The organism is Acinetobacter sp. 797_lipA (genome assembly GCF_058243025.1).
This window is the reverse complement of record NZ_JBZAYQ010000001.1, coordinates 1,013,099-1,037,264: the sequence shown is the minus strand read 5'-3', so window position 1 is coordinate 1,037,264 and position 24,166 is coordinate 1,013,099. Positions and strand designations below refer to the sequence as shown.

Sequence of the window (24,166 nt, the reverse complement as noted above, 5' to 3'; positions counted from 1 at the left end):
TGCAAACGATTTGGATTGCTCATCCCTTTTTTATTACTCTTTTCTTATTCATCATGCCCACATTTCTTGGCACAATTCCAAAAACACTTCTGATCAAAAATATCACCCTTTTGGTATGCAATTTCAATAGAGTAATTATTACAAAAGGCAAAGACTTGATGGATCGCGTTCGAGGAACAACACCCTCTCAATTTTTGAAAATGAACGAACTAAACAGCTTCAAGACTCCGTTTGATCTTTGAAATAAAACATTTCATACTCTCGTTTATAAAAACTAAATCGTATGTAAATACGAGGTGGAGCAACTATGGACGGTTCGACTACTACACGCTTAGAACATAGGTCAGCGCAACTGATCGATCAATTTGGCCGTCATAAACATAAACTCTGAATCTCACTGACAGATCGTTGTAACTTTCGTTGTAGTTATTGCATGCCCGATAGGCCGGAATGGTTGGCAAAAAAAGACATCTTGAGCTTTGAAGAGCTGCTAACGTTTTGTGAAATGATGGTCAGTTTAGGCATTCGGCACATTCGTTTAACAGGTGGCGAGCCTTTAATGCGTCAAGGCGTGGTCAATTTTATTGATGCTTTGAATCGGCTCAAGCCACAGGGTTTAGAACGTATTTCCATGACCAGTAATGCTTTCTATTTAAACAAGTATGCACGAGCGCTAAAAGAAGCAGGACTAGATGATCTCAATATCAGTCTCGATAGCATTCATGCAGACACGTTTATGAACATGACCAAACGTCCGATAGCGCCAGTGCTCGAAGGCATCGCTGCAGCTCAACAAGCCAATCTGCCGATAAAATTGAACTGTGTTTTAGTCGCAGGACAAAATGATTATGAAGTGCTTGAACTGACCCAATGGGCTTATCAACAGAAGATCGCATTACGTTTTATTGAATATATGCCTTTAGATCAACCTGAGCACTGGCAGCCTCAAAAAGTCATCACTGAAGATGACATTATCCAAACACTTAATCCTCATTTTCAGATTCAGAAACAAGCCAGACAACATGACCCTGCAACCATTTATCTGCTTAATGATCAGTACACATTAGGCATTATTTCCACCATCAGCAAACCATTCTGTCAAAGCTGTGACCGTTTACGTATCACTGCAACGGGAGAGCTTTTTACCTGTTTATTTGCCAACAAGGGAACACCGCTACGTCATTTACTTCAACAAAAAGATCCCGCTTTATTACAAGCCCAGATTCTGAACGCGGTATGGCATAAAAAAGCAGGGTTTATTGAACATCAACATGCCCCAACACGCAAAATCAGTATGCATGCCATAGGGGGTTAATCAACTGGTTAATTTTGAGTTTGTCAGTCATTCGACTGTATCCGCATTTATTTTTGTGTTATCTAAATACGTCATAAACTTTTTCTCTTGATCGAACAGTTTCACGTTAAATCAACACTTCAATGTTTCGGAATACTTTATGAAAAACGTTGGCATGAAGCCAGAAAGCTATCGCGTTGCAACTGCAAGCTCTGAACTGCTTGCCCCTGCACATTGTTTACAACTTCTTGCCGACGGCAATACCGAAAAAGGTGATGCTCTCAAAACAGCCCGCATTGCTGGGATTTTAGCCGCAAAACGTACCGATGAACTGATTCCGCTGTGCCATCCGCTACCTATTTATCGTGCCGATGTCGATTTTGAACTACTTGTCGACCGTGTGGTTATTCGTGCAACCGTTGAAACGATTGGACCGACAGGTGTAGAAATGGAAGCTTTGACTGCTGCCAGTATTGCGGCTCTCACGATTTACGACATGCTCAAACCCCATTGCGAACCGCATGAGCTGATCATTCAGCAATGTAAACTCGATCTGAAAAAAGGCGGAAAATCACACTTTAAACGTCATTTGCGTCAGCCTGTTTCTGCGGCTGTATTGGTTCTGTCGGACACCGTTGCCTCAGGTCGCAAACCCGATACGGCTGGCCGCTCCGTCGTCGAGACCTTAACCGAAGCTGGTTTTGATCCAATTCATTATCAAATTTTACCTGACGAAGCCGATCAGTTAAAAGCATTGGTCTTAGAGCTCACTCAATCTTATGCCTGCATTATTACTGTGGGTGGAACAGGTATCGGAAAGCGTGACATTACTGTAGATACACTTGAGCCTTTACTTGAACGTGAGCTCAATGGACTGATGGAAGCTGCACGTGCTTTCGGACAAAAGCGTACCCCCTATGCTGCGATGTCACGTGGCGTTGCAGGTTTTATCGACCGTTCATTGGTGATTACCCTTCCAGGTAGCCGTGGTGGTGCAAGTGAATCTATGGCAGCCATTTTACCTGCTTTGGTTCATATTTTTGATGTCTGCCGTGATCTACCTCACCCGGGAGGTTATGAATGAGTTGCTCTGGCGTTGGTTTAATTACACTCGATCAAGCTCTTGAACACTATAGCGCCGTCCAAACATTGCCTGTCGTTACTTTGCCTTTAGTACAGGCGCATAGACATGTTTTAGCGGCAGATGTTTTATCAATAGTTGCCTTGCCTCTATTTACCCAAAGTGCGGTTGACGGCTATGCGCTGCGCTCTGAAGACTTACAAGCAGGAATTACTAGTTTTGAATTGGTTGGTGAAATTCGTGCAGGTATTGAAGAACATATTGAGATTCAAACAGGACAAACCGTTCGTATTTTTACTGGGGGCAAACTGCCAAGCTCAGCAGATACTGTGGCTCGACAGGAAATTATCACGCGTAGCCATAAGCAAGCGACTCTAACTCAAGCTTTAGACAAAGGCGCAGACATTCGTTATCAAGGTGAGGAGTTATCCATCGGGACAACACTTGCGCAACAAGGCCAGCGTTTAGGCAGCGGTTTAATTGCGGCACTCAGTATGGCGGGTGTTCAGCATGTCGAGGTTTATCGCCAACCTAAAATTGCAGTGCTTATTACTGGTGATGAAGTCAGTACACAACTGGACAATCAATCTAAAGTGTTCGATGCCAATGCGCCAATGATCCGTACTTGGCTTAAAGAACACGGTTTTGCTAAAGTTCATTTAGAGCATGTAATTGATAATGAGGAGATACTCACACAAGCGCTCTCGAATGCCATGAATCATTATGATGTAGTTATTACCACAGGCGGTGTTTCGGTTGGCGATTATGACTTGATTCGACCTGTTTCAATGGCTTTAGGTGCAAAAGAGATTTTCTGGCAAGTTTCACAAAAACCGGGTAAACCGCTGTATTTTGCTGAATATCAAACAGACCATCATCATTCTTATTTGATTGGTTTGCCTGGGAACCCTGCTGCTGTGCTCACCTGTCTTGCTGTACATGTATCGACATTATTGGCGGCTTTACAGGGAATTACGTCTCCTGCACCCGCTTGGAAAAAAGCTCGTTTCAACGACAGCATTAAACAAGACAGCCGTGAGCAACTGGTTCGCATGGTATTAGATGTCAACGAGTTTGGACAATTAACCGTTTCCAAACTCGGTAAACAACAATCCCACATGCTCAGTAACTTAAATCGAGCCAATAGTATTGTTCGAATCCCTGCTCGATCTGATGTTCCTGTAACATTGGACTATGTCGATTTCATCTCGATCTAAGGACATCGATTGGATAGTGATACAAACCAAATGCTTTTTGCACACGGTCTAAGGCTTGGACAGCTTTGTCTTAGACCGTACCCTTGAATATTTAACGAGCATTATTATCCCTACATACGAATGTTAGATCAAAGGCATGCAAAACTACCCAGCAACAGCACTAGTGATTTTAGCGGGTGGTAAAGCCACACGAATGAATGAGCCAATAAGCTTTTACAAAGATTTGACCATGAAATCCAGTTGTTAAAAATATATTCAGCTTTTGATGGAAAAGTTCAGGACATATGGATCAATAGTCATCGCGATTATGCGCAATATAGTGAGTTGATTCCTGATATTCGCTGCTTCAAAGATAATAATGCCGGTTTTTTAGGGCCTTTAATCGGTATGCAAACGGCATGGTCATATGTGCGAGCTGATTATATTTTATTTATCCCGTGTGATATTACCAACATTCCACAAGATATATTGCCGCGCCTCCATCACACATTAGAACAACATCCGCACTCTTCTGTTGTCTACCTGAATATCAATGGACAAGCGCTCTACCCTTTTTGTTTGTTAAAACGCAATAGTCTAGAAACCTTAAATAAGCATCTACACCAACAACAATTCAGCTTAAAACACTGTTTCAACGATCTGTCGCCACAAACTTTAGATATTCAAAATGCGCATTTGACTTACCACAGCCTCAATTCATTTGAAGAAGTGCACGATTACCAAAAGTCATTAGACTCTTAGTCGAGTCATATCATTCAAACCGTACTGTCATAGATAGATATAGCGAAATAATAAGAAAAATGGCGTTTTATTTGTCTGTACAAACTGACTTTTCCATTTTGATGATCAAATTAAATAATGCTAAAGTGAATTAATAAGTATTCAATAAACTGAAGTCAGCAAACTATTTTTAAACCCGTTTTGACAGGGGCAACATGCAGGACATTCATATCAAAATCGAGGCTTATGGTGCAATTGAAAAGCATCTTCCTGCTAAACTTAGCCTGAGCTGTGTGCCGAACAGTTTAATTGCTGATGTACTCGATCAAATAAAAATACGTTATCCATCTGCTTCTGACCTGCTGGAACGCTGTGCTTGTGCGATTGGTGAAGATATTGTGGCGCGTCAAAGTCGATTAGCACAAGATAGTACCTTGGTGTTACTTTCACCCGTTGCTGGAGGCTAAGATGTTAGAGTTTGCTCGTATTCAAGATACTGCTCTCAATTTAGAGAATTTTGACACCTTTCAAGCATTTCCTGAATGCGGCGGAACAGGTATTTTTATTGGTACGGTTCGAAACCATCATGAAGGACGCGCGGTTCAGGCACTGAAATATACATCTTATGCACCTGTTGCCGAAAAGATGATAAGAACGATTGAACAAGAGATACAAGAAAAATATGCGCTTCGCTATGTTCGGGTTGTACATCGGATTGGTACATTAGACATTGGTGATAAAGCTATTATTGCCATTGCGTATGCTCCACATCGCCGAGAAGCATTTCAGGCCTGTGAAGAAGCGGTTGAGCGTGTTAAACATGAAGTGCCAGTGTGGAAAGAAGAGTTTTATACCGATGGAAGTAGCCAATATATTGCAGGCTGCTGTATTCGCCAAGACTATGGTAAAAAGCATGAACAACACCATCATCACTAGAAATACTTGTATCCATTGATGCTAAAAACCAATGAAACCCTTTAAACGAAAATAACGGGAAGTCATTTATCACCATATTCAAGTTTAGTTTTTCCAATCAGTCCAAAGCCCTCTTCTACTTTGAGCTTTGGACTCGAATGGCGTTATTACGGCTTGATATTATGAAGCACTTTTTGACTTATAACCGACGAGCATCTTTTCTTTCAACTTTTCAATATCTTCATCCGATAAGCCCAAACCTCTTGTCGCATAACTATCAATACTGCCATACACTTTGATGACTTCATCGAATTGTGCTTTAAAGAACTCTTCACGCACATCAAGAACTGGTCGATATATATTTGCGGCTGCTTCACCTTGGGTACTGACCATATATTGATACGTCACATTGACACGGTCTGCGGTATACGCATTTGTTAAAAGATAATCTTGTAAGACATCGTCATACTTCATGCCGACCAATAACTGAATCACAGCGGTAACCCATCCCGTACGATCCTTGCCTGCTGTGCAATGATAAAGCTGAACACCATCTGTATAAATTAAACTATTAATCACTACTCCGAAACGTAATTGAGTGCCTTTATCATGTGCAGCCATATTCGCCATTGAGCTATTAAAAAAATTGATCATATCTTCAGCTGTAGCAATCCCTTTCGGTAGATCACTTTCTTTTGAACCAGCAATATTCACCATCATAATATTGGTATCGGGACTCAAAATGTCTGGGCTTTTTTCTCTTTCAGAATTGGTCCGCAGATCATAAACGGTCTTAATTTCTAATGTTTTAAAGGTTTCTAAGTCTGTTTCATTTAATGGTAAATAGTTCGATCGATAAATCACGCCTCGTCTTAATTTCAAACCATCAACGTTAGCATAGTTCGTTGACATGCTATTTCCTGCAATATCACGAAAGTTGTCTGCTGTTTCAATTTTAGGCGTATCTGCCAAATATAAACTCGGATCATCCGTAGTATTTGCTGGATTATCAACGACAGTGTTATTAGAGTTATTCGCATTTTTTGATGAGTTCGAATAACTGCTTTCCTCACCACATCCTGTAAGGATAATCGTTCCTACAAGTAATGGGATGAATAAACTTTTTTTAAGACAAGAAACTAAAAGGCTTTGCTTGGTATTGACGTCCATGGTCTTTTACACATCTGATTTACGGAAGTCGTATTATTGTTAGAGCACATTACATTTACATGAATAATCAATAATAAAATAAAAGCCAATATATTAATTTTTATGGTATTTATCTCAAAATAAAATCACATTCGTGTCATAAATCACAATTTAAAACACATCAACCCACGCAAGTGACCAGATGGAATAATTTAATTATTTTGTCATTTTTTTATGATAATCAAATGCTGCGCTGAACACGATTTGTAATAGCTAGACCAGTACTAAGCACATTGTCTAATCAGTTCATGTAATTGCATCAATCGATACTAAAATTTTGCCCATATCTAAAAATACACGAGCTTCCATATGCTAACGCATGCACTAAATTTTTAATATTTTGCCTTGGAAAATAAACTTTTCTAAACTTTAAGCGTACAAAAACTGATTCAAACCAATTACTTCTTCTATATAAATTCGATCAATTTACTTCATATACGATAACAAAGTCGCCATGATTAGTTACAACACTTAGATCTATTGCAAATAGCTAGTCTTATCATAAAGGAACAATAAACATTTAAATTGTTGCAAGAAATATAACGAAGGTAGCTTTGAGTGAAATGAAAATAGAGCTTGAAACTGTATTTTTAATATATTTTAGATAACTTCAGAAGGAATACAATAAGTAAATGGTGCGCTCAGCGGGACTCGAACCCACGCCACAGGCTTCGGAGACCTGTACTCTATCCAGTTAAGCTATGAGCGCGCGAGCACATCATATCAAAAAAAATCACAAGGTAAAGCATCTATATAGCTTAGAGTGATTTTCCTGCTTATGCTTTATACAATGTTCCATATCTGCAACACAGAATTGCGAGTAGATTACTTGGTTTATTAGGCATAATCGCTCACAATAGTGCCACTATTAATCATTCGAGAATTTCATGACTGATGCATTGACGTTAAGAGATTTGTCCAAAACCTATAAAAATGGGTTTCAGGCTTTAAAAGGCATCGATTTAACTGTTCCTGAAGGCGAGTTCTATGCCCTTCTTGGACCAAATGGTGCAGGCAAATCTACAACGATTGGTATTATCAGCTCATTGACCAAGAAAACCTCAGGCACTGTCGAAATTTTTGGACATAATCTCGATACACACCCCTCTCAAGCTAAACAGTGCTTAGGGGTTGTACCTCAAGAGTTTAACTTCGGTCAGTTTGAAAAAACCTTCGATATTTTAGTCACACAAGCGGGCTATTATGGTATTCCTAAAAAAATTGCGGAAGTTCGTGCCGAAGAATATTTAGAAAAACTCGGCTTATGGGAAAAACGCGGTGTTCAAGCCCGTATGCTTTCAGGTGGTATGAAACGTCGCCTGATGATTGCCCGTGCCATGATGCATGAACCAAAACTCCTTATTTTAGATGAACCCACAGCAGGGGTTGATATTGAGCTACGTCGTTCGATGTGGGACTTCCTCACAGAAATGAACAATAAAGGCACATCGATCATTTTAACCACACACTATTTAGAAGAAGCGGAAATGCTGTGTCGTCGAATTGCCATTATTGACCGTGGTGTCATTAAAGAAGACACCAGCATGAAAAATTTCCTCAATCAACTGAATGAGGAAACCTTTATTTTTGATTTGGCCGCACCAATTGAGCCGATTCATATCGACATCATTGGGGTTCGTTTCCATTTAGTCGATGCCGTGACTTTAGAAGTGACCATGGATAGAGCACATACTCTCAATGACTTATTTCAATTGCTTGAATCACAAGGAATCCAAGTTCGTAGTATGCGGAACAAATCTAACCGTTTAGAAGAACTGTTTGTGAAGATGGTCGAAAAAAATCTCGAAGGAACTACGCCATGAACTTAAATCAACTTAGCGTAGCTTTATATACTCTGGTGCATAAAGAAATTCGCCGCTTTATGCGCATCTGGCCGCAAACCTTGCTTCCACCTGCCATTACCATGAGTTTGTATTTTGTGATATTTGGCAATTTGGTCGGTTCTCGTATTGGTGAGATGGGCGGATTTAGCTATATGCAGTTCATCGTGCCTGGACTGATTATGATGGCGGTGATTACCAACAGTTATGCTAACGTTTCTTCGAGCTTTTTTAGTGCCAAATTTCAAAAAAGTATTGAAGAGCTGATCATGAGCCCTGTCCCTTTGCATGCCATTTTATGGGGCTTTGTCTTAGGCGGTGTGTGTCGCGGGGTCTTGGTCGGTATCATTGTGACAGCCATGAGTTTATTTTTTACTGACCTTTATATTACCAATTGGTTTGTTACCATTTACACCGTCTTGGTCACCTCGTTCTTATTTTCACTGGGTGGTTTTATCAATGCGGTGTATGCGAAATCTTTTGATGATATCTCCATCATCCCAACCTTTGTGCTGACGCCTTTAACTTATTTAGGTGGCGTATTTTATGCCATTTCAGCACTCAGCCCTTTTTGGCAAAATTTATCGTTGATCAATCCGATTGTATATATGGTCAATGCTTTTCGTTTCGGTATCTTAGGTCATAGCGATGTTAACGTCGTCGTCTCCCTATCTGTTATGACCATATGCTGTGCAGTGCTTTATGGCATTGCTTACTATTTACTTTCTCGTGGTTCAGGAATGCGTGAATAATGAGTGTAGAACATTCTCTTTTGGGTAAAGACACCAATTACCCTACAACTTATCAACCCGATATTCTTTTTCCTATCGCGCGTGCCACAGCACGTGAGCACTATGCGCATGTTGAAGGTATTCAACAAGGTAAAGACTGGTGGCATGTTTTTGAAATTTCTTGGTTAAATCACCATGGTGTTCCGCAAGTTGCGATTGGTCGCATCAGCCTGCCTGCCACCTCGCCCAACCTCATTGAGTCAAAGTCATTAAAACTTTACTTTAATAGCATGAACTTTACTCAGTTTGAGTCTAAAGCTGCATTTAAAGCAACGGTTGAACAGGATTTATCGGCGGCGGCTGGCGCAGATGTGAATATTGATCTTTTTCATGTCGATGATGTGCAAGTTAGTCAACCTGAAGGCATTTGTATAGATGAACTGATTCTGACCCAATTGGAAAATCATCCCAATGCAAATCTATTGGCATTAGATGACGCTGCGGAAGATGTTGAAGTACAGATTTACTCGCATTTACTCAGAAGTAACTGTCCAGTCACTGGACAGCCTGATTGGGGCACGGTATTTATCCGATATAAAGGTAAAAAGCCTTGTTATAACAGTATACTGGCTTATATTATCTCTTATCGTCAGCACAACGGTTTTCACGAACAATGTGTGGAACAAATATTTGCCGATATTTGGCAAAATTTGAAACCTGAAAAGCTGATGGTGTACGCAGCTTATACACGCCGTGGTGGTTTAGACATTAACCCTTGTCGTGTGTCAGATGTGTCATGGATGCCCCGCCCAATTCGATTGGCGCGACAATAAAATAAAGAACATTGAGGTTAATACACGATGCCATTTTTTGGTTTTATTCCATCGACTGAACTTTTACAGACTATTCAAACTGCTCAGCAGAAGAAAGACTCAAGTGAACCTTTATATCCACTTCGTGATAAAACAGCACTCCTCATCAATGATGAAATTATTGATGCCATTTTGACTGAGTTAGTTCGCCGTTTTCCACCGAGTGATAAACGTGACACAGCCGAGAAACTGGCTGGCTATATTAAGTCAACAGTTGCGGTTTTGTTGAAGCAGCTTTTAGGCAAATCATCGAATGATGTGGTTCAAGCATCGATTCAGTTTTCTGAAAAAAGCTTGTTTAAAGATGCTGAAGGTCAGTTCCGTGTGGGTGAAGCGTTAGATGCAAGCTTAGTGACCAGCCTCAAATATAACTATGCAGAAATTAAAGCTGGCAATGAAGTAGATAAAGCCGCGTTAACCGAACTGTATAAACAGTTCGCTGAAGCGACGGTACGCCACTTCATGAATGACTTTAATAAAACCCTCGATTTGGGCATGATTAAGCGTAAAGCGGCCGATATCGGTTCTGCAGCTGTCATTAAAGCAGTGCATATTGCTGCCAATAAAATCATCCCCAATTTAACCAAAGATGAACTTTTAGCTTTAGCTGAATATCACGACACCTTATTTCATGCTTAAGCACTAAAAGTCTTTCGAGGCTTTTCAGATCAAAATGACTCTACTGATGTAGGGTCATTTTGGTTTCTAAGCTGTGATTTCCTGCTCTTTATATAAAGTCCATATATAAGCTGAGACTAGATCTTTTTGTCATTGTCACTAGACTCTAAACACTACAGTTTTAATTGTTTCTATATATAGAAGACTTTTTTATATCAGTCAGTAAAACTTGACTTATATAGTCACGTAAATATTCTGCCTGAAAAACTGTACCATTTTGATTGATCTGTCCTTTATATAGGCTGAGTTTGTCTTTTTTTGTATACCTATTTGCCCGCTTCAGTACAGACAATGTTATCTTAAAGCCTATTCACGCTAGACTCCGTTCACAAGAATTTCGACATAACAGAAACGCGAACTATGGGCATTCCCCTATTCGCTTTGCTCCACTGCCAATAACGACTCTGGAAATTAGACTTCTATGTTAAATTTAAACTTTTATAACAAAGTTAAACGTTTACCTTTATTGATTGGCGCTTTGTCGATCACCAGTTTTTGCCAAGCCAACGATTTCGCTTCTCATCCTGACTATTTCAGCTTTAAACAAAAAACCATGCAGAATTATGGTCTGTCTGCTGAACAAGTTGATTGGGCGATGAATGGTTCTAAAAATGTACCCAACATCATCAACATTATGAACCGCCCTGGCGAAAGTAAACCGTGGTACGAATATAAAACCAACTTTATGGCGGAAAGCACCATTCAACGTGGTGTCCGTTTCAAAGCCCAATATGCAGATACTTTAAACCGCGCCGAACAACAATTTGGTGTACCGCAATCAGTCATTCTCGGCATTTTAGGGGTGGAAACAGGTTTTGGGAGCAATAAAGGTAATTTTGTCACTCGTGATGCTTTAGCCACTTTAGGTTTTGGTTACGAACGTCGTAAGCAATATTTCCAAGATGAACTCAGTGCTTTAATCGCATGGAGCTATAAAGATGGCGTGCCAACCAACTCGGTTGTAGGTTCGTATGCAGGTGCGGTGGGCTACCCACAATTTATGCCAAGCAATATTCCAAAGTTTGGTGTGGATTATGACGGCAATGGTCATGTCGATTTACGAAATTCAGCAGTCGATGCGATTGGTTCAATTGCCAACTATTTAGCAAATCATGGCTGGCAACGTAATCAACCAATTGGATTCGCAGCCCGCTATAGTGGCTCAAATCCTGAAGCGGTCATTGCCAAAGATTTAACTTTACCGACACCTTATGGCGTTTTAAAAAATCAGGGCATTCAACCGACCAATCCGATTGTCAAAATCGATGATTTAGATATGGTGAATGTGATCCAACTACAGGAAAATTATGGGCAAAGTTATTACATTACTTACCCTAACTTTCAAGTGATTACGACCTATAACAAGAGCCGTATGTATGCGACTGCAGTGTGGCAATTAGGGGCTGAAATTGCTAGCCGATAAGGCTAGCTTTTTACTCAAGCTTGAGATGTCAACAAAAATATATTTAAAAATGATGTAAATTTCGGCGTTTTTCACACCTTGTTACAATGTTGATTATTTTTTAACCAAAAAATGTTCGGTTTATGTAGTTTTTATCATTATTTTAATTAAACACTAGACATGCTTATGACTGCATGAATATTATCCATTTCGTCAAATGTTGTTGCAAAAGTGAATTAACAGGCAAGTTTTTTTATCTTTCAACCACTTAGTTTAAAGAAAAAAGTATTGTCTTTTGGAGTTTATAAATGCAGTCTTCACTTAAATATATACTGGCCATTGCCTCGACCATCGCGCTGAGCCAATCGCAAGCAGAGATGGTTCAGTCATCATTTACCAATGATAACGATAACTCTCGCCTAGCTGCGCGTGTCTTGAATAAAGATGCTCAAGGCTTCAACTCACACTTCTCAAATTTAAATAGCCTTTCAATCACTGAACGTTCAGGCGATAAAATTCGTCGCGAAACAATCGCTGCAAAAATTGAGATCCCTGAAGAAGAGCCTTCAGTGATTGAAAAGTTAAATACTGTTGCATCAAATACAGTACGTAAGTTTAGTCAAACGGGCATGGCGTCTTGGTATGGTCGTCAGTTCCACGGTCGTAAAACAGCAAGTGGTGAAACATTCGATATGAATGCATTAACTGCAGCTCACCGTAGTTTGCCACTAAACTGCTTTATTCGTGTAACGAATAAAACCAATGGTAAAAGTGTTGTGGTTAAAGTAAATGACCGCGGCCCATTCCACGGTAACCGCGTGCTTGATCTTTCTTATGGTGCTGCTAAGCAACTGGGTATTACCAATGCAGGTACTGCGAAAGTCAGTATTGAACGTATTGATGGACCAAACTCTTAAGATTCTTCCCTACAGCACGCATTTGACAGCAAAGCCACAGTAATGTGGCTTTTTTATTGTCCTATCTTTACCTAATGTTTTACACAATCGTAAACAGCTCGATCTCCAGCATTTGATCCCTCCCAGATACTTAGTTTGAATAAGATGCGAAATCTAATCGATCCGATTTTTTGAAGTGAGTGCGCTCACATTTTTACAGCGGTGAAAGACTAGCAAAATTAAATATTTTCTCAGCTCATTCTTATCTGATCAAAGCCAATTTTTCTGCCTACCCTGAACTGTAGTTTTATGCATTCGTCAAATTAAAATGATTTTATGAATTACCTAGTAAATTAAGCGCCATTTTTTGCGATATTAGATTCACTATTGCCCTGCTTGTTTTATATAATTGAGTCAATTCTATGGACCAAAACTCAAAAGAAAACCTTCTTATTTCTTTAAAGTTCTCAAACCCCGCCTCATTTGCTCTATTTTCAACTTTTTTAGTTCCACAATCAAAGCTACGCCAATTTGATAGACATAGAAAAAATCGCAAATGGTGAGCATTTAGAGCAACACAAATTTAAAAGCAATGAAAAAGATCGGGCTCGCACACTTTTTTATCCTTTTTTCGGTATTTTATGGGCCTATTTGCTGATGAAATGCTAGAAATCGAATAATAGATTCAGACCATAAAAAAATCCTAAACTCAGCAAAATACTAAGCAATAATTTTCTCGTCAAAAGAGTGATTAACAACGTTAAAATTGCCCCATAAAAATAACTATTTTGAAGTATCCCTTTCCAGTGCCCGCCTTCGAAAAAAACCAGTGGCAAACAAATCGAAACCATCAGACAAGGCGCCGCATATTTCAGCATGCGTGTCGCAAATTTAGGCAGCCGAATTTGAGTTTTTGGCTCTAAAAATAAATACCGATTAAAAAAAGTCACACAGGTCAAACTCAAAACAAATAACCATGTCATGTTTTAGTCCTCTGCTTGATCAAAAAACGCAGCAACCCACATCCCACTAAACCCAGCCAGCAAAATAGCTGATCCGAGTTCTAACCAACTCAAAATCAGCACCATGATCGAGGAACTCACAACACCATAAATTGCGGCCTTATTTTGAATCAGCATCACCGCCATAACCAAGAACACCACCACAATTGAAAATTCTAAGTGGAGAGTTGAAAGATCAGGTACTTTATTTGCAAGCAAAATACCCATTAGACTAAACAACACCCAACTGACATAAAAGCTGAATCCTGCACCCAACATATAGGTATAAGACGGCTTTTCCTTTAGCATCGCGGTGGCGTAGAGTTCATCGGTTAGCAAAAAGCCGATGCTCAGTCTTCTTTTAAGTGACCATGGCTTCACCTCCTCTCTTAAACTCAGTGCATAAATAAAGTGCTGACTGGTTAGAAAAAATACGGTGATCAGAATACTAAGTAAAGATGCACCCGTCATGAGCATACTCAAACTGACCAATTGTGCCGCACCTGCAAACACTAACGCTGACATGCCTACAGCTTGCATGACACTCAGGCCCGCATTAATCGCTGCTGAGCCTGCCAATATTCCCCATGGAATAACCGCGACTGAAAGCGGCAACATATCTTGTACACCACGGAAAAAGCTTAAACTTTTTTGTTGGATCAATTGCGACTGCACAGCAGACTCCATTTTTCAATTCGCTAGAGTCAATATGCGGCAGACCTTAGATGGCTTTCTTGTATGAAATTGCTGTTATTTTAAATTTTATGTGCCAGATATTGCGCAGGCGTACAGCCCAAAGATTTTTTAAAATGACGAGTGTAATGGCTTTGATCGGAGAAACCACAGAGTTGTGCGACTGTCGCAATCTCACAGCCTTGTTTAAGTAAATATAATGATTTACGTAAACGAAACTGTACCAACCATGCATGAGGTGGAAGTCTAGTAAACTTTTTAAATTGACGCAGTAAATGCCATGGGCTCATCCCGACGACAGCGGCGAGCTCAGCCAGTTGATGCTCTCTTTCAGGTTCCGCAGCAAGTAGTTCTTGTACCAAGATCACTTTACGCTGCGCTTCGGGTAAGTCTTTTAATATTTTCTTAGATTGATTATAACGGCTTAAGGCTTTGTTGCACAAACCTATCTCTAAAGGCTTATTCCACAATATAATTCTCAAATGAATAAGCCCACACCTAAAATCTATCGTACAACCAATTGGTCTTCTTATAACAGTGCATTAATAAATCGAGGAAATCTCTCAATTTGGTTTGATCCCAAGACGCAATGGTACGCTCAACCCAAAGGTAAACATGGTCGAAATCAAACTTATTCAGATACAGCCATCCAATGCTGTTTAATGATCAAATCCTTATTTCGTCTTTCTTTACGCATGGTCACTGGCTTTGTGCAAAGTCTCATTCATCTTTGTAGATTAGATTGGACAGCACCAGACTATTCCACCATCTGCAGAAGACAAAAGCATATTGATATTGCAATTAACTATCAAAAAAGCAGTAATGGTCTCCAGCTACTCGTCGATTCTACTGGCTTAAAGTTTCTAGGCGAAGGTGAATGGAAGCGTAAGAAACACCAACCTGAATATCGTCGCCAATGGCGTAAACTTCATATTGGTATAGATGCTGAAACCCTTCAAATACGCGCTATTCAACTCACTACAAATAATGTGAGTGATTCACAAGTGCTTGGTGATTTACTCGATCAGATTCCACAAGATGAGCAGATTGACTCTGTCTATACTGATGGGGCTTATGACACCAAGCAATGCCGTCAAGTAATTGCAGACCGACAAGCACATGCGGTGATTCCGCCAAGAAAAAATGCGAAACCTTGGAAAGATACAAAGATCAGCTCGCTAGAGCGAAATGAATTACTTCGAACAGTTAAACGTTTAGGCAGGACACTATGGAAAAAATGGTCAGGCTATCATCGGCGAAGTTTGGTCGAAACTAAGATGCATTGCATCAAATTATTGGGGGATAAACTCAGTTCGAGAAACTTTCAAAGCCAAGTCAATGAGATGCATGCACGTGTAGCAGTATTAAATAAATTCACAGAGTTAGGCCGACCTCACACCCAAGTTGCCACTTAAATTTGAGTAGATATGGGAAATCTTAATTTTTAAATCTTTGTGCAACAAAGCCACGGCTTAATAAATAAGCCAAAGTTGAAATATATAAACTCTGCTTAAACAATGTATTTTTCGGCTGTAATAACAAATCGAATAGCAAATTCAATTGTTCGGCTAGTCCTTCATCATGAACCACAGCTTGCGGAAACCACGGCATAGTGCCTGCTTCATGAAAAAAATCTTGACTCACCTCTTGAATCATTTCAGGGGTCGGATAAATTGCCCGATAACACCAACCAGTTTCAACAGCAGAAGAACCCGTATGTACTTCATCAGCATTCACTAAAATAATATCGCCTTGCGGCGCAATATGCTGATTCCCTGTGCGCAAAAAGGACTGCGCACCTTCATCAATTAAACCAATACAATAGCCTTCATGGGTATGTTTTGAAAACTGCGTATGCTGATAGGAGGCTTTTAACATTTCAATACCATCAAGTTCTTGAACATGATGGTAATTTACAAATTCACTGGGTCTGATTTCGTGCATGAGTTGGCCTCTCCTGAACACTCAGCATACTGCGATTCAGCAAAACGTATAGAACAAAATTGCTCTACTACTGATAGGTTTTCCCTTGGTGTTTTAACCAACCACCTTCATGGCGCTGTTGTGGATCGTGATGTGTCCAGTGGATCACCCCGCCTTTTTCACTATATTCGTATTCACCATTGAAACCAACGGTATCGCCTTTTTGTAAGCGCTCAATGCGGGGTGCCAAATCAATATTATGTGCAACCAAAACCGTCATTGCATTAGGGAGTTCTACAATAAATTTTTGGTGACGAGAACCATCATTATCATCTTTAAGCACAGTCACAACACGCCCTTGTGATTGAACTTGAATATTACTTTTCCGGCTTTGAAACGCTTGGGCAATTTTTGCTGTGCCATCAAGTACTTGATTTTGCGGTTGGCTGGTCTGTGTAGAGGGCTCTACCGCGACTGATGGTGTTGATTTTTGTAATTGATTTTCTTGAAGATCGATTCCGAAATACGCAGCAATCAAAAGTACGATCACCGCACCAATACTCAGGTTGGTTTTGTTGGCCACTTATCTACTTCCTCGTTTTATTTTTATTAATTGTATAAAAAAAGCCCCAAAGGGGCTTTTTTTATACAAAATAATTTTTCAATTATTTTGCAGCAGCTTGAGCAGCAGCAACTTCTTCAGCGAAAGAAAGTTCAGCTTTTTTCTCAATACCTTCACCCACTTCAAAGCGAGCAAATTGAACAACTGTAGTACCAGTTGCTTTAAGAACGTCAGCAACTTTCTTGTCGTTGTCGATTACGTACATTTGACGATCAAGAGCAACTTCGTTCAAGTATTTCTCAACTGAACCAGTGACCATTTTCTCAACGATGTTTGCAGGCTTACCAGATTCGATTGCTTTAGCTTCAGCAATTTCTTTCTCTTTAGCGATAAGTTCAGCAGATACACCTTCAGCAGAGATAGCAACTGGGTTGAATGCAGCAACGTGCATTGCAATACCTTTACCAGTCGCAGCATCACCTGTGTAAGATACAACAACACCGATTTTTAAACCGTGTTTGTAAACTGCAAGGTTTTCGCCTTCAATGATTTGAGCACGACGAACTTGGATGTTTTCACCGATTTTTTGAACAAGAGCAATACGCGCTTCTTCTACAGTTGCACCATCTTCAAGTTTCAATTCAGCAATTTTAGCAGCATCAGTTTCGCCAGCAGCTAACGCAGCAGCAGCAACTTGAGCAGAAAAACCAGCAAAGTTTTCGTCTTTAGCAACGAAGTCAGTTTGGCAGTTTACTTCTAAAAGAAGCGCTTTGTTACCGTCTTGAGCGATAGTGATTGCGCCATCAGCTGCAATGTTACCCGCTTTTTTAGCCGCTTTAGCTTGACCAGATTTACGAAGGTTATCAATCGCTAATTCGATGTCACCATTCGCTTCTGTTAATGCTTTTTTACATTCCATCATTGCAAGACCAGTACGATCGCGCAATTCTTTAACCATGCTTGCTGTAACTGCAGTCATGTCAATCTCCTAAATACGGTAGAAAATGAATTCTTTTTAGAACAGAAACGGCCCAGAGCTGTCTCTTGGGCCGTCTGCATACATGACGCTTACTTTGCCACCATCACATGTCGCAAAAATGACAAGCTTACGTCAAACGCATTAAGCCTCAGGAGCTTCTTTAGCTTCTTCAACTTTAGCTTGTGCATTTGCTTGTGATTGAGCATATTCTTTACCAGCAAGAATCGCATCAGCCATAGCAGAAGCATACAAAGTAACTGCACGGATCGCATCATCATTACCCGGAATAACGTAGTCTACGTTGTCTGGGTTAGAGTTTGTATCAACGATACCGATTACAGGAATACCAAGGTTTTTAGCTTCTTTAATTGCAATTGCTTCGTGATCAACGTCGATTACGAATAATGCGTCAGGTAAACCACCCATGTTCTTAACGCCGCCTAAAGCGCGTTCAAGTTTTTCCATCTCACGAGTACGCTCTAAAGCTTCACGTTTAGTAAGCTTAGCGAAAGTACCATCTTGAGATTGAGTTTGAAGGTCTTTAAGACGGTTGATAGATTGGCGAAGTGTTTTCCAGTTCGTCAACATACCACCTAACCAACGGTGATCAACATATGGTTGACCAGCACGTTGTGCTTGTTCACGGATGATGTTAGAAGCAGCACGTTTCGTACCAACAAACAATACTTTATTCTTTTTGCTAGCAAGGTTGTTAACAAAGTTCAAAGCATCATTTAACGCAGGAACAGTGTGCTCAAGGTTGATGATGTGAATTTTGTTACGCGCACCAAAGATGTATTGACGCATCTTTGGGTTCCAGAAACGTGTTTGGTGACCGAAGTGTGCGCCTGCTTGAAGAAGGTCGCGCATGCTTACGTTGTAATCTGCCATTTTCTTTACCTTAAAGTTTGGGTTAGGCCTCCATATATCCGCATCCTCCACCCTAACGGGCACCCAGAGAAATGTGTCGATATATGTGCGGATTTTATTGCCCCATCGCACAAAGCCCGTGAAATTTATTCACGAAAAAGCATTTGATAAAATGGGCGGCTATTTATACCATAGTCACACACAAATTTCCAAAAGTTTTTAGAGATCATGAACAGTACTTACGAAGCACCCCGTCGACTCATCAAAAGCGCTGAAGATATCGAAAAGATGCGTGTGGCTGGACGACTGGCGGCTGAAGTCTTGGATATGATCAAGCCACATATTAAACCAGGTGTGACTACACTTGAGTTAGATACGATTTGTCACGATTATATTGTCAATAAACAAGACGCGATTCCAGCATGTTTAGGTTACGGTGCAGCACCGGGTCGCCCTGCTTTCCAACATGTGATTTGTACGTCTGTAAACCATGTGGTCTGTCACGGCATTCCTTCAGATGCAAAAGTGTTGAAAAAAGGCGATATTTTAAATATTGATGTGACGGTCATTAAAGATGGTTTCCACGGCGATACCAACATGATGTACATCGTGGGTGGCGAAACTTCTATTCTTGCGAATCGTTTATGTAAAGTGGCACAAGAAGCGATGTACCGTGGAATAGCAACAGTGAAGCCAGGTTCAACCATTGGCGACATTGGTCATGCCATTCAACAATATGTCGAATCGGAACGTTTTGGTGTCGTGCGTGAATACTGTGGTCACGGTATTGGGACTGTGTTCCATGACGAACCTCAAGTCTTACACTATGGTCAACCAAACTCAGGCATGATTTTAGAAGAAGGCATGACCTTTACCATTGAACCAATGGTCAATGGTGGTGACTGGAAAACTAAATTACTGGGGGATAAATGGACGGTAGTGACCAAAGACCATAGTTTGTCTGCACAGTATGAACATACGTTGTTGGTCACTAAAAACGGGGTTGAAGTGTTAACTGCACGTCCTGAAGAAGATTTATCACGTTTTCAGTCTTAATTGCTGTCATTGGCATGAAATATGATGCCATCTGTCAAAAAGGCCACCTACTGGTGGTCTTTTTTATGACTAAGCAAATATTGGATTTGAAATTTATTCTTTATTTTACAAACAGCTAGAATCAAAAAATATTCAACAGTAGCACTCTATTACATTCATTCATCTGTAACAAAGATTGCAAGCTAGTAACACGATCACACAAAACGGGTTTTGACATTCACAAATGTCAAAAACACATGTCCTTCAAAAACAACAGCTTTATCGTAGCAGCAACCTTAATAATACGCTCTATAAAAACGAATAGCTAATTTGGACATGGAGTCCCAGAATGAAAAAAACATTGCTTTGTGTAGCAACGTCTATTGCTGCTTTACCTATGCTTGCACATGCAGATTCACCTTATTTTAGTCTACAAGATGGTGATGGCTTTAAACGCTTCTCTGTATCGGTCGGTGCTTTGCACGTTATGCCACAAGGTAAAGCTCAACCCTTCCGAGTTAACACATCGGTTAAAGAAGGCGAAACTGCAAAAGTTGGAGATATCAAAGCTCAAACGGTGCTCGACAATATCAAGCCAGGAAGTAGCGTCAATCCTCTCTTAAAGGCGACTCTTGATGGGCTAGCTTTAATTAATGCTGATGTCCCCTCAGCATTAAGTGGAACTGCTGAAATCCGTGGACTCAGTCAATGGGATAATCCAGGTACGGGTTTAGAAGCCGATGATGTCACCACATTGGGCATCATGACTAATTACTTTTTTACCGACAATATTTCTTTTGAAATGAAAGCAGGGATTCCACCTAAAGTCGATTTACAAGGTAAAGGAAAAATTTATGCGCCTTTCTCAGCAACTGCAACACCTATGGGCGGAGCTTTAGGAAATTTAGAACTTGAAAATGATATTTTCATTACCGATTTGGAAGCACACGGCCCTGCGGCATCTGCACGTGCGTGGACACCTGCTTTCGAGTTCCAATATCACTTTGGTAAAACAGGGGTAAATAAATTCCGCCCCTATATCGGTGTTGGAATGATGTATGCCTACTTTAATGAGCTGGAAATTAACCCACAAACTGAAAAAGACTTGATTGCAGCAGGTCATATGATTGCCAATATTAAAGAAGGAAATGCTGGCGCATCACTTGAAGGGAAAAAAAGTTCAGCCAATCCCAAAGTTAAGCTAGAAGCAACTGATGCCTTCGCGCCTATTGCAACCGTCGGTTTCACCTATGACTTTAATGATAAATGGTTTGCTGTCGGTTCCGTGTCCTATGCTCATCTTAAAAATGAAACCACGATTACCGTCAAAGATGCTACGCACGGTGAACTGATTAAATCCACAGCCGATATTGAAATTAACCCTATTCTAGCGTATGCAGGTGTCGGCTACCGGTTCTAAGCCTTAAAAGAACTACAAAAAAGACGACACCAAGTCGTCTTTTTTCATGAATATTCATTGTTTTTATTGATCAAATAGTCAATTTTTTATCATCGCTTTCAGCAAATAATTCACTTAATATAGCGAACTCTAAGCTCATTTTTTGGTTGAAATATGTCAGAAACTCATTTTTCCAAACCGCTGATTTACATGCTCATTGGAAGTGCAATAATTCTGGCATTATCACTGGGTGTCCGACATGGCTTTGGACTCTACCTTGTGCCTATGAGTGATGAGTTTGGCTGGGGACATAATGTTTTTAGTCTAGCGATTGCGATGCAAAACCTGATTTGGGGCGCTGCGCAGCCCTTTACAGGCGCATTAGCAGATAAATATGGCTCTAAAATCGTGGTTGCCGTCGGTGGTGTGTTGTATACCATCGGTTTGCTGCTCATGGCAGTCAGCTCTACGGGTTGGTTACTCAACTTAAGTGTCGGTCTTATTTTGGGCCTAGCATTATCTGCGACCTCTTTTTCTGTATTGTTATCCGCGGTGGGTCGTGCTGCACCGCCTGAAAAACGTAGCCTTGCTATGGGCATTGCCAGTGCAGCGGGTTCTTTTGGGCAGTTCATTATGCTGCCGTCAACCTTACTGCTGTTACAAAACTTTGGCTGGTCTGCGGCGTTGGTCGTTAGTGCACTTTTAATTGCGATGATTATTCCACTGGCTTGGATGCTCAAAGCTCCCGCCTTTGTTGTACCGAATGCGTCAACCAATCAAGTTCAGCTCAGTTTTAAAGATATTTTAGTCATTGCGAAAAACCATAAACCATTTTGGTTCCTATCACTTGGTTTTTTGGTCTGTGGCTTCCAAGTGGTCTTTATAGGTATCCATTTACCTGGCTATTTGATTGACCATGGTTTTAATGCAACTACAGGAACTGTTTTCTTAGCGCTGGTCGGTTTATTTAATATCGTTGGCACCTACACTGCGGGCTGGCTAGGTGGGAAGTATTCTAAACCAAAGTTACTGATGGGCTTATATGGACTCAGAGGCATTGCCATTATTGCCTTTTTGATGCTCCCACTCAGCACAGTCACCATCTATAGCTTTGGTGTAGTGATGGGTTTATTATGGTTATCTACAGTGCCTTTGACCAACGGTATTGTGGCCAATATGTTTGGTATTAAATATCTGAGCATGCTGAGCGGCATCGTGTTCTTTACTCATCAAGTCGGTTCATTTTTCGGTGGATGGCTGGGTGGTGTGAACCATGACGTGACAGGTAATTATGACTTGATTTGGCTGTTCTCTATTATTCTGAGTGTTTTTGGCGTACTGGTACATTTCTTTGTCGATGAAAAGGCAGTTGTCCATGACTAATTCATTTTTATGGCTCAAATGCGGTATCGGCATTAGTATTATTGCTTTGTTTGCTCTGGCGATTAGCCTTTGGCTGAATACGCCTGACCTGTTTGAGTATTTTAATCAGGCATTTTGCGCACATTAAATCTGCATATTTTGAGCTCAATATTTCATTATAAAAGAAAAACAATATAATCATCAGCTTAGTATTTTTTAATTTTTTTCATAAGTTTAGAACTTCTTTTAATTTTAAGATTACACATATTTTGATTACATTTTCTCTAGACCGCATATCTAGAGAAAATAATCAAAATGACCGCATTAACTCAACTTTCACAAGCGATTCATGATGCCCCGCGTTGGCATCAACCTGAACAATTTCAAGATCCAGAAGAAATACAAATTATCCCACTGGCGGAAGAAGCCTTAGGTGCTGTGGTTTTTGGTTTAGATGCCCGTAAAGCCCAAGCAGGAGAAACCATTTATCGCTTAAAACAAGCTTTGGCTGAACATCTAATTTTAATTTTTAAAAACCAAACTTTGGATGATCTGCAATATTTAGCCTTTGCCAGCTATTTTGGTTCTATCTTCCGCCCAAGTGCAGACAATCCAGTGCTGGCTAGTCAGTCTGACACTGGTGTTCCACCCGATGTGGTTCCTGTTTCCAATGCAGTCGGTCAAGGCGACTACACTGGTCATGGCGAACTTACCCCACATGCCGATCACCAGTGGACACCTCTTCCCTCTTTTGGCTCTCTGCTCTATGCTCTTGAGCTTCCTCAAGACGGTGGACAAACCTCTTGGTTCAATACCATCAAAGCCTATGATGCGCTTCCCGATGCCGTCAAAAAGCAGATCGAACAGCTACAGCTGATTACTTATAACCCCTTCATCCGTGCACAAAGTAATACAGGCAATACGGGTTATGGAGACAGCCCTTATTATCGCTTTAAAGATCAACCTATTTTAGGTCATGCCTATCCGCATCCCTTAGTCCGCACACATCCAGAATCTGGGCGCAAAGCACTTTGGCTCAATACCCGTTCGGAAGTTGAATTGCTTAATGTCGATGATACAGAAGGCAGTGAACTGATTGCTGCACTTCGTACGCACATCCTCAAAACTGAGTTTCACTATGAACATCATTGGGAAACTGGAGATATTGTCTTTTGGGACAATCAGGCGACACTACATTCACGTCGTCCCTTTCCTGTCGATCAACGTCGCTTACTCAAACGTATTAATCTTGCAGGTGGGCGTCCGTACTAGGCGATAAATAAAATGAATAATTCATTGGCATGACACCAAAATGTCACGATTGTTTTAGATAATCTGTTAAAAAACCAATAAAAAAGCCTATCAAATAATGTACGAATGATCAGTAAATGCATTTCAATAGAATGCACTTACTGTAGGACTATTCTCAACGGAGTCTTACTGTTTTAAATCGAATTTTTGGAGTTCTTTCTGTTCTTTTGTTTAG

24 protein-coding genes, 1 tRNA gene and 2 pseudogenes are annotated in these 24,166 nt (G+C 40.5%); 18 read left to right on the top strand and 9 right to left on the bottom strand.

Going from position 1 to position 24,166, the window contains the following annotated elements; genetic code table 11:
- The first annotated feature begins 391 nt into the window (after positions 1 to 391).
- From moaA to AC4CU2_RS05005, 6 genes and pseudogenes are all read left to right on the top strand, one after another.
- Entirely contained in the window at positions 392 to 1,315 is a 924-nt protein-coding gene (gene moaA / locus AC4CU2_RS05030) for a GTP 3',8-cyclase MoaA (RefSeq protein ID WP_424904626.1), read from the top strand.
- 139 nt (positions 1,316 to 1,454) lie between these two features.
- Positions 1,455 to 2,378: a bifunctional molybdenum cofactor biosynthesis protein MoaC/MoaB gene (gene moaCB, locus AC4CU2_RS05025; protein ID WP_087013330.1), complete on the top strand. Its 924-nt coding sequence runs from the start codon at positions 1,455 to 1,457 to the stop codon at positions 2,376 to 2,378.
- The gene (locus AC4CU2_RS05020) at positions 2,375 to 3,592 is read left to right on the top strand and encodes a molybdopterin molybdotransferase MoeA (RefSeq protein ID WP_279692380.1); all 1,218 of its coding nucleotides are present in this window, start codon (positions 2,375 to 2,377) and stop codon (positions 3,590 to 3,592) included. The genes moaCB and AC4CU2_RS05020 overlap by 4 nt, the downstream gene beginning before the upstream one ends.
- Positions 3,593 to 3,728: 136 nt before the next feature.
- Positions 3,729 to 4,333, top strand: a pseudogene (locus AC4CU2_RS05015) (molybdenum cofactor guanylyltransferase).
- A 194-nt stretch (positions 4,334 to 4,527) separates the two neighbouring features.
- Positions 4,528 to 4,779, top strand: coding sequence for a MoaD/ThiS family protein (locus AC4CU2_RS05010; RefSeq protein ID WP_278849021.1), 252 nt, complete (start codon positions 4,528 to 4,530; stop codon positions 4,777 to 4,779).
- Between the two features lies 1 nt (position 4,780).
- Positions 4,781 to 5,248: a molybdenum cofactor biosynthesis protein MoaE gene (locus tag AC4CU2_RS05005; RefSeq protein ID WP_278849023.1), complete on the top strand. Its 468-nt coding sequence runs from the start codon at positions 4,781 to 4,783 to the stop codon at positions 5,246 to 5,248.
- Positions 5,249 to 5,407: 159 nt separating this feature from the next.
- On the opposite strand, the gene AC4CU2_RS05000 is transcribed toward AC4CU2_RS05005, so the two are convergent.
- Both AC4CU2_RS05000 and AC4CU2_RS04995 read right to left on the bottom strand, forming a co-directional pair.
- On the bottom strand, positions 5,408 to 6,397 hold the full coding sequence (locus AC4CU2_RS05000; RefSeq protein WP_279692385.1) for a tyrosine-protein phosphatase: 990 nt from the start codon (positions 6,395 to 6,397) through the stop codon (positions 5,408 to 5,410).
- 672 nt (positions 6,398 to 7,069) lie between these two features.
- A tRNA-Arg gene (locus tag AC4CU2_RS04995) sits at positions 7,070 to 7,145 on the bottom strand.
- Positions 7,146 to 7,323: 178 nt separating this feature from the next.
- Here AC4CU2_RS04995 and AC4CU2_RS04990 point away from each other — a divergent pair.
- From AC4CU2_RS04990 to AC4CU2_RS04965, 6 genes are all read left to right on the top strand, one after another.
- Positions 7,324 to 8,259, top strand: coding sequence for an ABC transporter ATP-binding protein (locus AC4CU2_RS04990; protein WP_004695849.1), 936 nt, complete (start codon positions 7,324 to 7,326; stop codon positions 8,257 to 8,259).
- Positions 8,256 to 9,029: an ABC transporter permease gene (locus AC4CU2_RS04985; RefSeq protein ID WP_004982514.1), complete on the top strand. Its 774-nt coding sequence runs from the start codon at positions 8,256 to 8,258 to the stop codon at positions 9,027 to 9,029. The genes AC4CU2_RS04990 and AC4CU2_RS04985 overlap by 4 nt, the downstream gene beginning before the upstream one ends.
- The gene (queF, locus tag AC4CU2_RS04980; protein ID WP_279692680.1) at positions 9,029 to 9,841 is read left to right on the top strand and encodes an NADPH-dependent 7-cyano-7-deazaguanine reductase QueF; all 813 of its coding nucleotides are present in this window, start codon (positions 9,029 to 9,031) and stop codon (positions 9,839 to 9,841) included. The genes AC4CU2_RS04985 and queF overlap by 1 nt, the downstream gene beginning before the upstream one ends.
- Positions 9,842 to 9,868: 27 nt before the next feature.
- Positions 9,869 to 10,519: a hypothetical protein gene (locus AC4CU2_RS04975; protein ID WP_004695843.1), complete on the top strand. Its 651-nt coding sequence runs from the start codon at positions 9,869 to 9,871 to the stop codon at positions 10,517 to 10,519.
- A 460-nt stretch (positions 10,520 to 10,979) separates the two neighbouring features.
- Positions 10,980 to 11,981, top strand: a complete 1,002-nt coding sequence (gene mltB, locus AC4CU2_RS04970) for a lytic murein transglycosylase B (RefSeq protein WP_279692682.1) — start codon at positions 10,980 to 10,982, stop codon at positions 11,979 to 11,981.
- A gap of 287 nt (positions 11,982 to 12,268) precedes the next feature.
- Positions 12,269 to 12,877, top strand: coding sequence for a septal ring lytic transglycosylase RlpA family protein (locus AC4CU2_RS04965; RefSeq protein ID WP_004695839.1), 609 nt, complete (start codon positions 12,269 to 12,271; stop codon positions 12,875 to 12,877).
- A gap of 644 nt (positions 12,878 to 13,521) precedes the next feature.
- On the opposite strand, the gene AC4CU2_RS04960 is transcribed toward AC4CU2_RS04965, so the two are convergent.
- The 3 genes from AC4CU2_RS04960 to AC4CU2_RS04950 all read right to left on the bottom strand — a co-directional run bounded on the left by AC4CU2_RS04960 (position 13,522) and on the right by AC4CU2_RS04950 (position 14,993).
- Positions 13,522 to 13,839: an AzlD domain-containing protein gene (locus AC4CU2_RS04960; protein WP_490768357.1), complete on the bottom strand. Its 318-nt coding sequence runs from the start codon at positions 13,837 to 13,839 to the stop codon at positions 13,522 to 13,524.
- 3 nt (positions 13,840 to 13,842) lie between these two features.
- Positions 13,843 to 14,544: an AzlC family ABC transporter permease gene (locus AC4CU2_RS04955; protein WP_279692683.1), complete on the bottom strand. Its 702-nt coding sequence runs from the start codon at positions 14,542 to 14,544 to the stop codon at positions 13,843 to 13,845.
- A gap of 68 nt (positions 14,545 to 14,612) precedes the next feature.
- Positions 14,613 to 14,993: a helix-turn-helix transcriptional regulator gene (locus tag AC4CU2_RS04950; RefSeq protein ID WP_490768356.1), complete on the bottom strand. Its 381-nt coding sequence runs from the start codon at positions 14,991 to 14,993 to the stop codon at positions 14,613 to 14,615.
- A 39-nt stretch (positions 14,994 to 15,032) separates the two neighbouring features.
- Between AC4CU2_RS04950 and AC4CU2_RS04945 the strand changes: the two genes are divergently transcribed.
- On the top strand, positions 15,033 to 15,965 hold the full coding sequence (locus AC4CU2_RS04945) for an IS5 family transposase (RefSeq protein ID WP_426977100.1): 933 nt from the start codon (positions 15,033 to 15,035) through the stop codon (positions 15,963 to 15,965).
- 52 nt (positions 15,966 to 16,017) lie between these two features.
- On the opposite strand, the pseudogene AC4CU2_RS04940 reads toward AC4CU2_RS04945, so the two are convergent.
- The 4 genes and pseudogenes from AC4CU2_RS04940 to rpsB all read right to left on the bottom strand — a co-directional run.
- A pseudogene (locus AC4CU2_RS04940) lies at positions 16,018 to 16,494 on the bottom strand (AraC family ligand binding domain-containing protein); the annotation flags it as partial.
- 67 nt (positions 16,495 to 16,561) lie between these two features.
- Positions 16,562 to 17,056 carry a DUF3465 domain-containing protein gene (locus AC4CU2_RS04935; RefSeq protein ID WP_490768355.1) on the bottom strand — a complete coding sequence of 165 codons (495 nt, stop codon included), beginning with the start codon at positions 17,054 to 17,056 and terminating at the stop codon, positions 16,562 to 16,564.
- Between the two features lie 82 nt (positions 17,057 to 17,138).
- Entirely contained in the window at positions 17,139 to 18,014 is an 876-nt protein-coding gene (gene tsf, locus AC4CU2_RS04930) for a translation elongation factor Ts (RefSeq protein ID WP_004695824.1), read from the bottom strand.
- A gap of 141 nt (positions 18,015 to 18,155) precedes the next feature.
- The gene (rpsB, locus tag AC4CU2_RS04925) at positions 18,156 to 18,905 is read right to left on the bottom strand and encodes a 30S ribosomal protein S2 (protein WP_004982536.1); all 750 of its coding nucleotides are present in this window, start codon (positions 18,903 to 18,905) and stop codon (positions 18,156 to 18,158) included.
- Between the two features lie 207 nt (positions 18,906 to 19,112).
- Between rpsB and map the strand changes: the two genes are divergently transcribed.
- From map to AC4CU2_RS04900, 5 genes are all read left to right on the top strand, one after another.
- A complete protein-coding gene (gene map, locus AC4CU2_RS04920) occupies positions 19,113 to 19,940 on the top strand; it encodes a type I methionyl aminopeptidase (RefSeq protein WP_004695821.1) in 828 nt (275 codons plus the stop codon).
- A gap of 328 nt (positions 19,941 to 20,268) precedes the next feature.
- Positions 20,269 to 21,339 (top strand): OmpW/AlkL family protein, encoded by a 1,071-nt coding sequence (locus tag AC4CU2_RS04915; RefSeq protein WP_490768354.1) that lies wholly within the window; start codon positions 20,269 to 20,271, stop codon positions 21,337 to 21,339.
- A gap of 153 nt (positions 21,340 to 21,492) precedes the next feature.
- Positions 21,493 to 22,701, top strand: coding sequence for an MFS transporter (locus tag AC4CU2_RS04910; protein WP_004982539.1), 1,209 nt, complete (start codon positions 21,493 to 21,495; stop codon positions 22,699 to 22,701).
- Positions 22,694 to 22,828: a hypothetical protein gene (locus AC4CU2_RS04905; RefSeq protein ID WP_004982541.1), complete on the top strand. Its 135-nt coding sequence runs from the start codon at positions 22,694 to 22,696 to the stop codon at positions 22,826 to 22,828. Before AC4CU2_RS04910 ends, AC4CU2_RS04905 begins: the two co-directional genes overlap by 8 nt.
- Positions 22,829 to 22,995: 167 nt before the next feature.
- Positions 22,996 to 23,952, top strand: a complete 957-nt coding sequence (locus AC4CU2_RS04900; RefSeq protein ID WP_490768353.1) for a TauD/TfdA dioxygenase family protein — start codon at positions 22,996 to 22,998, stop codon at positions 23,950 to 23,952.
- Positions 23,953 to 24,166 lie beyond the last annotated feature (214 nt).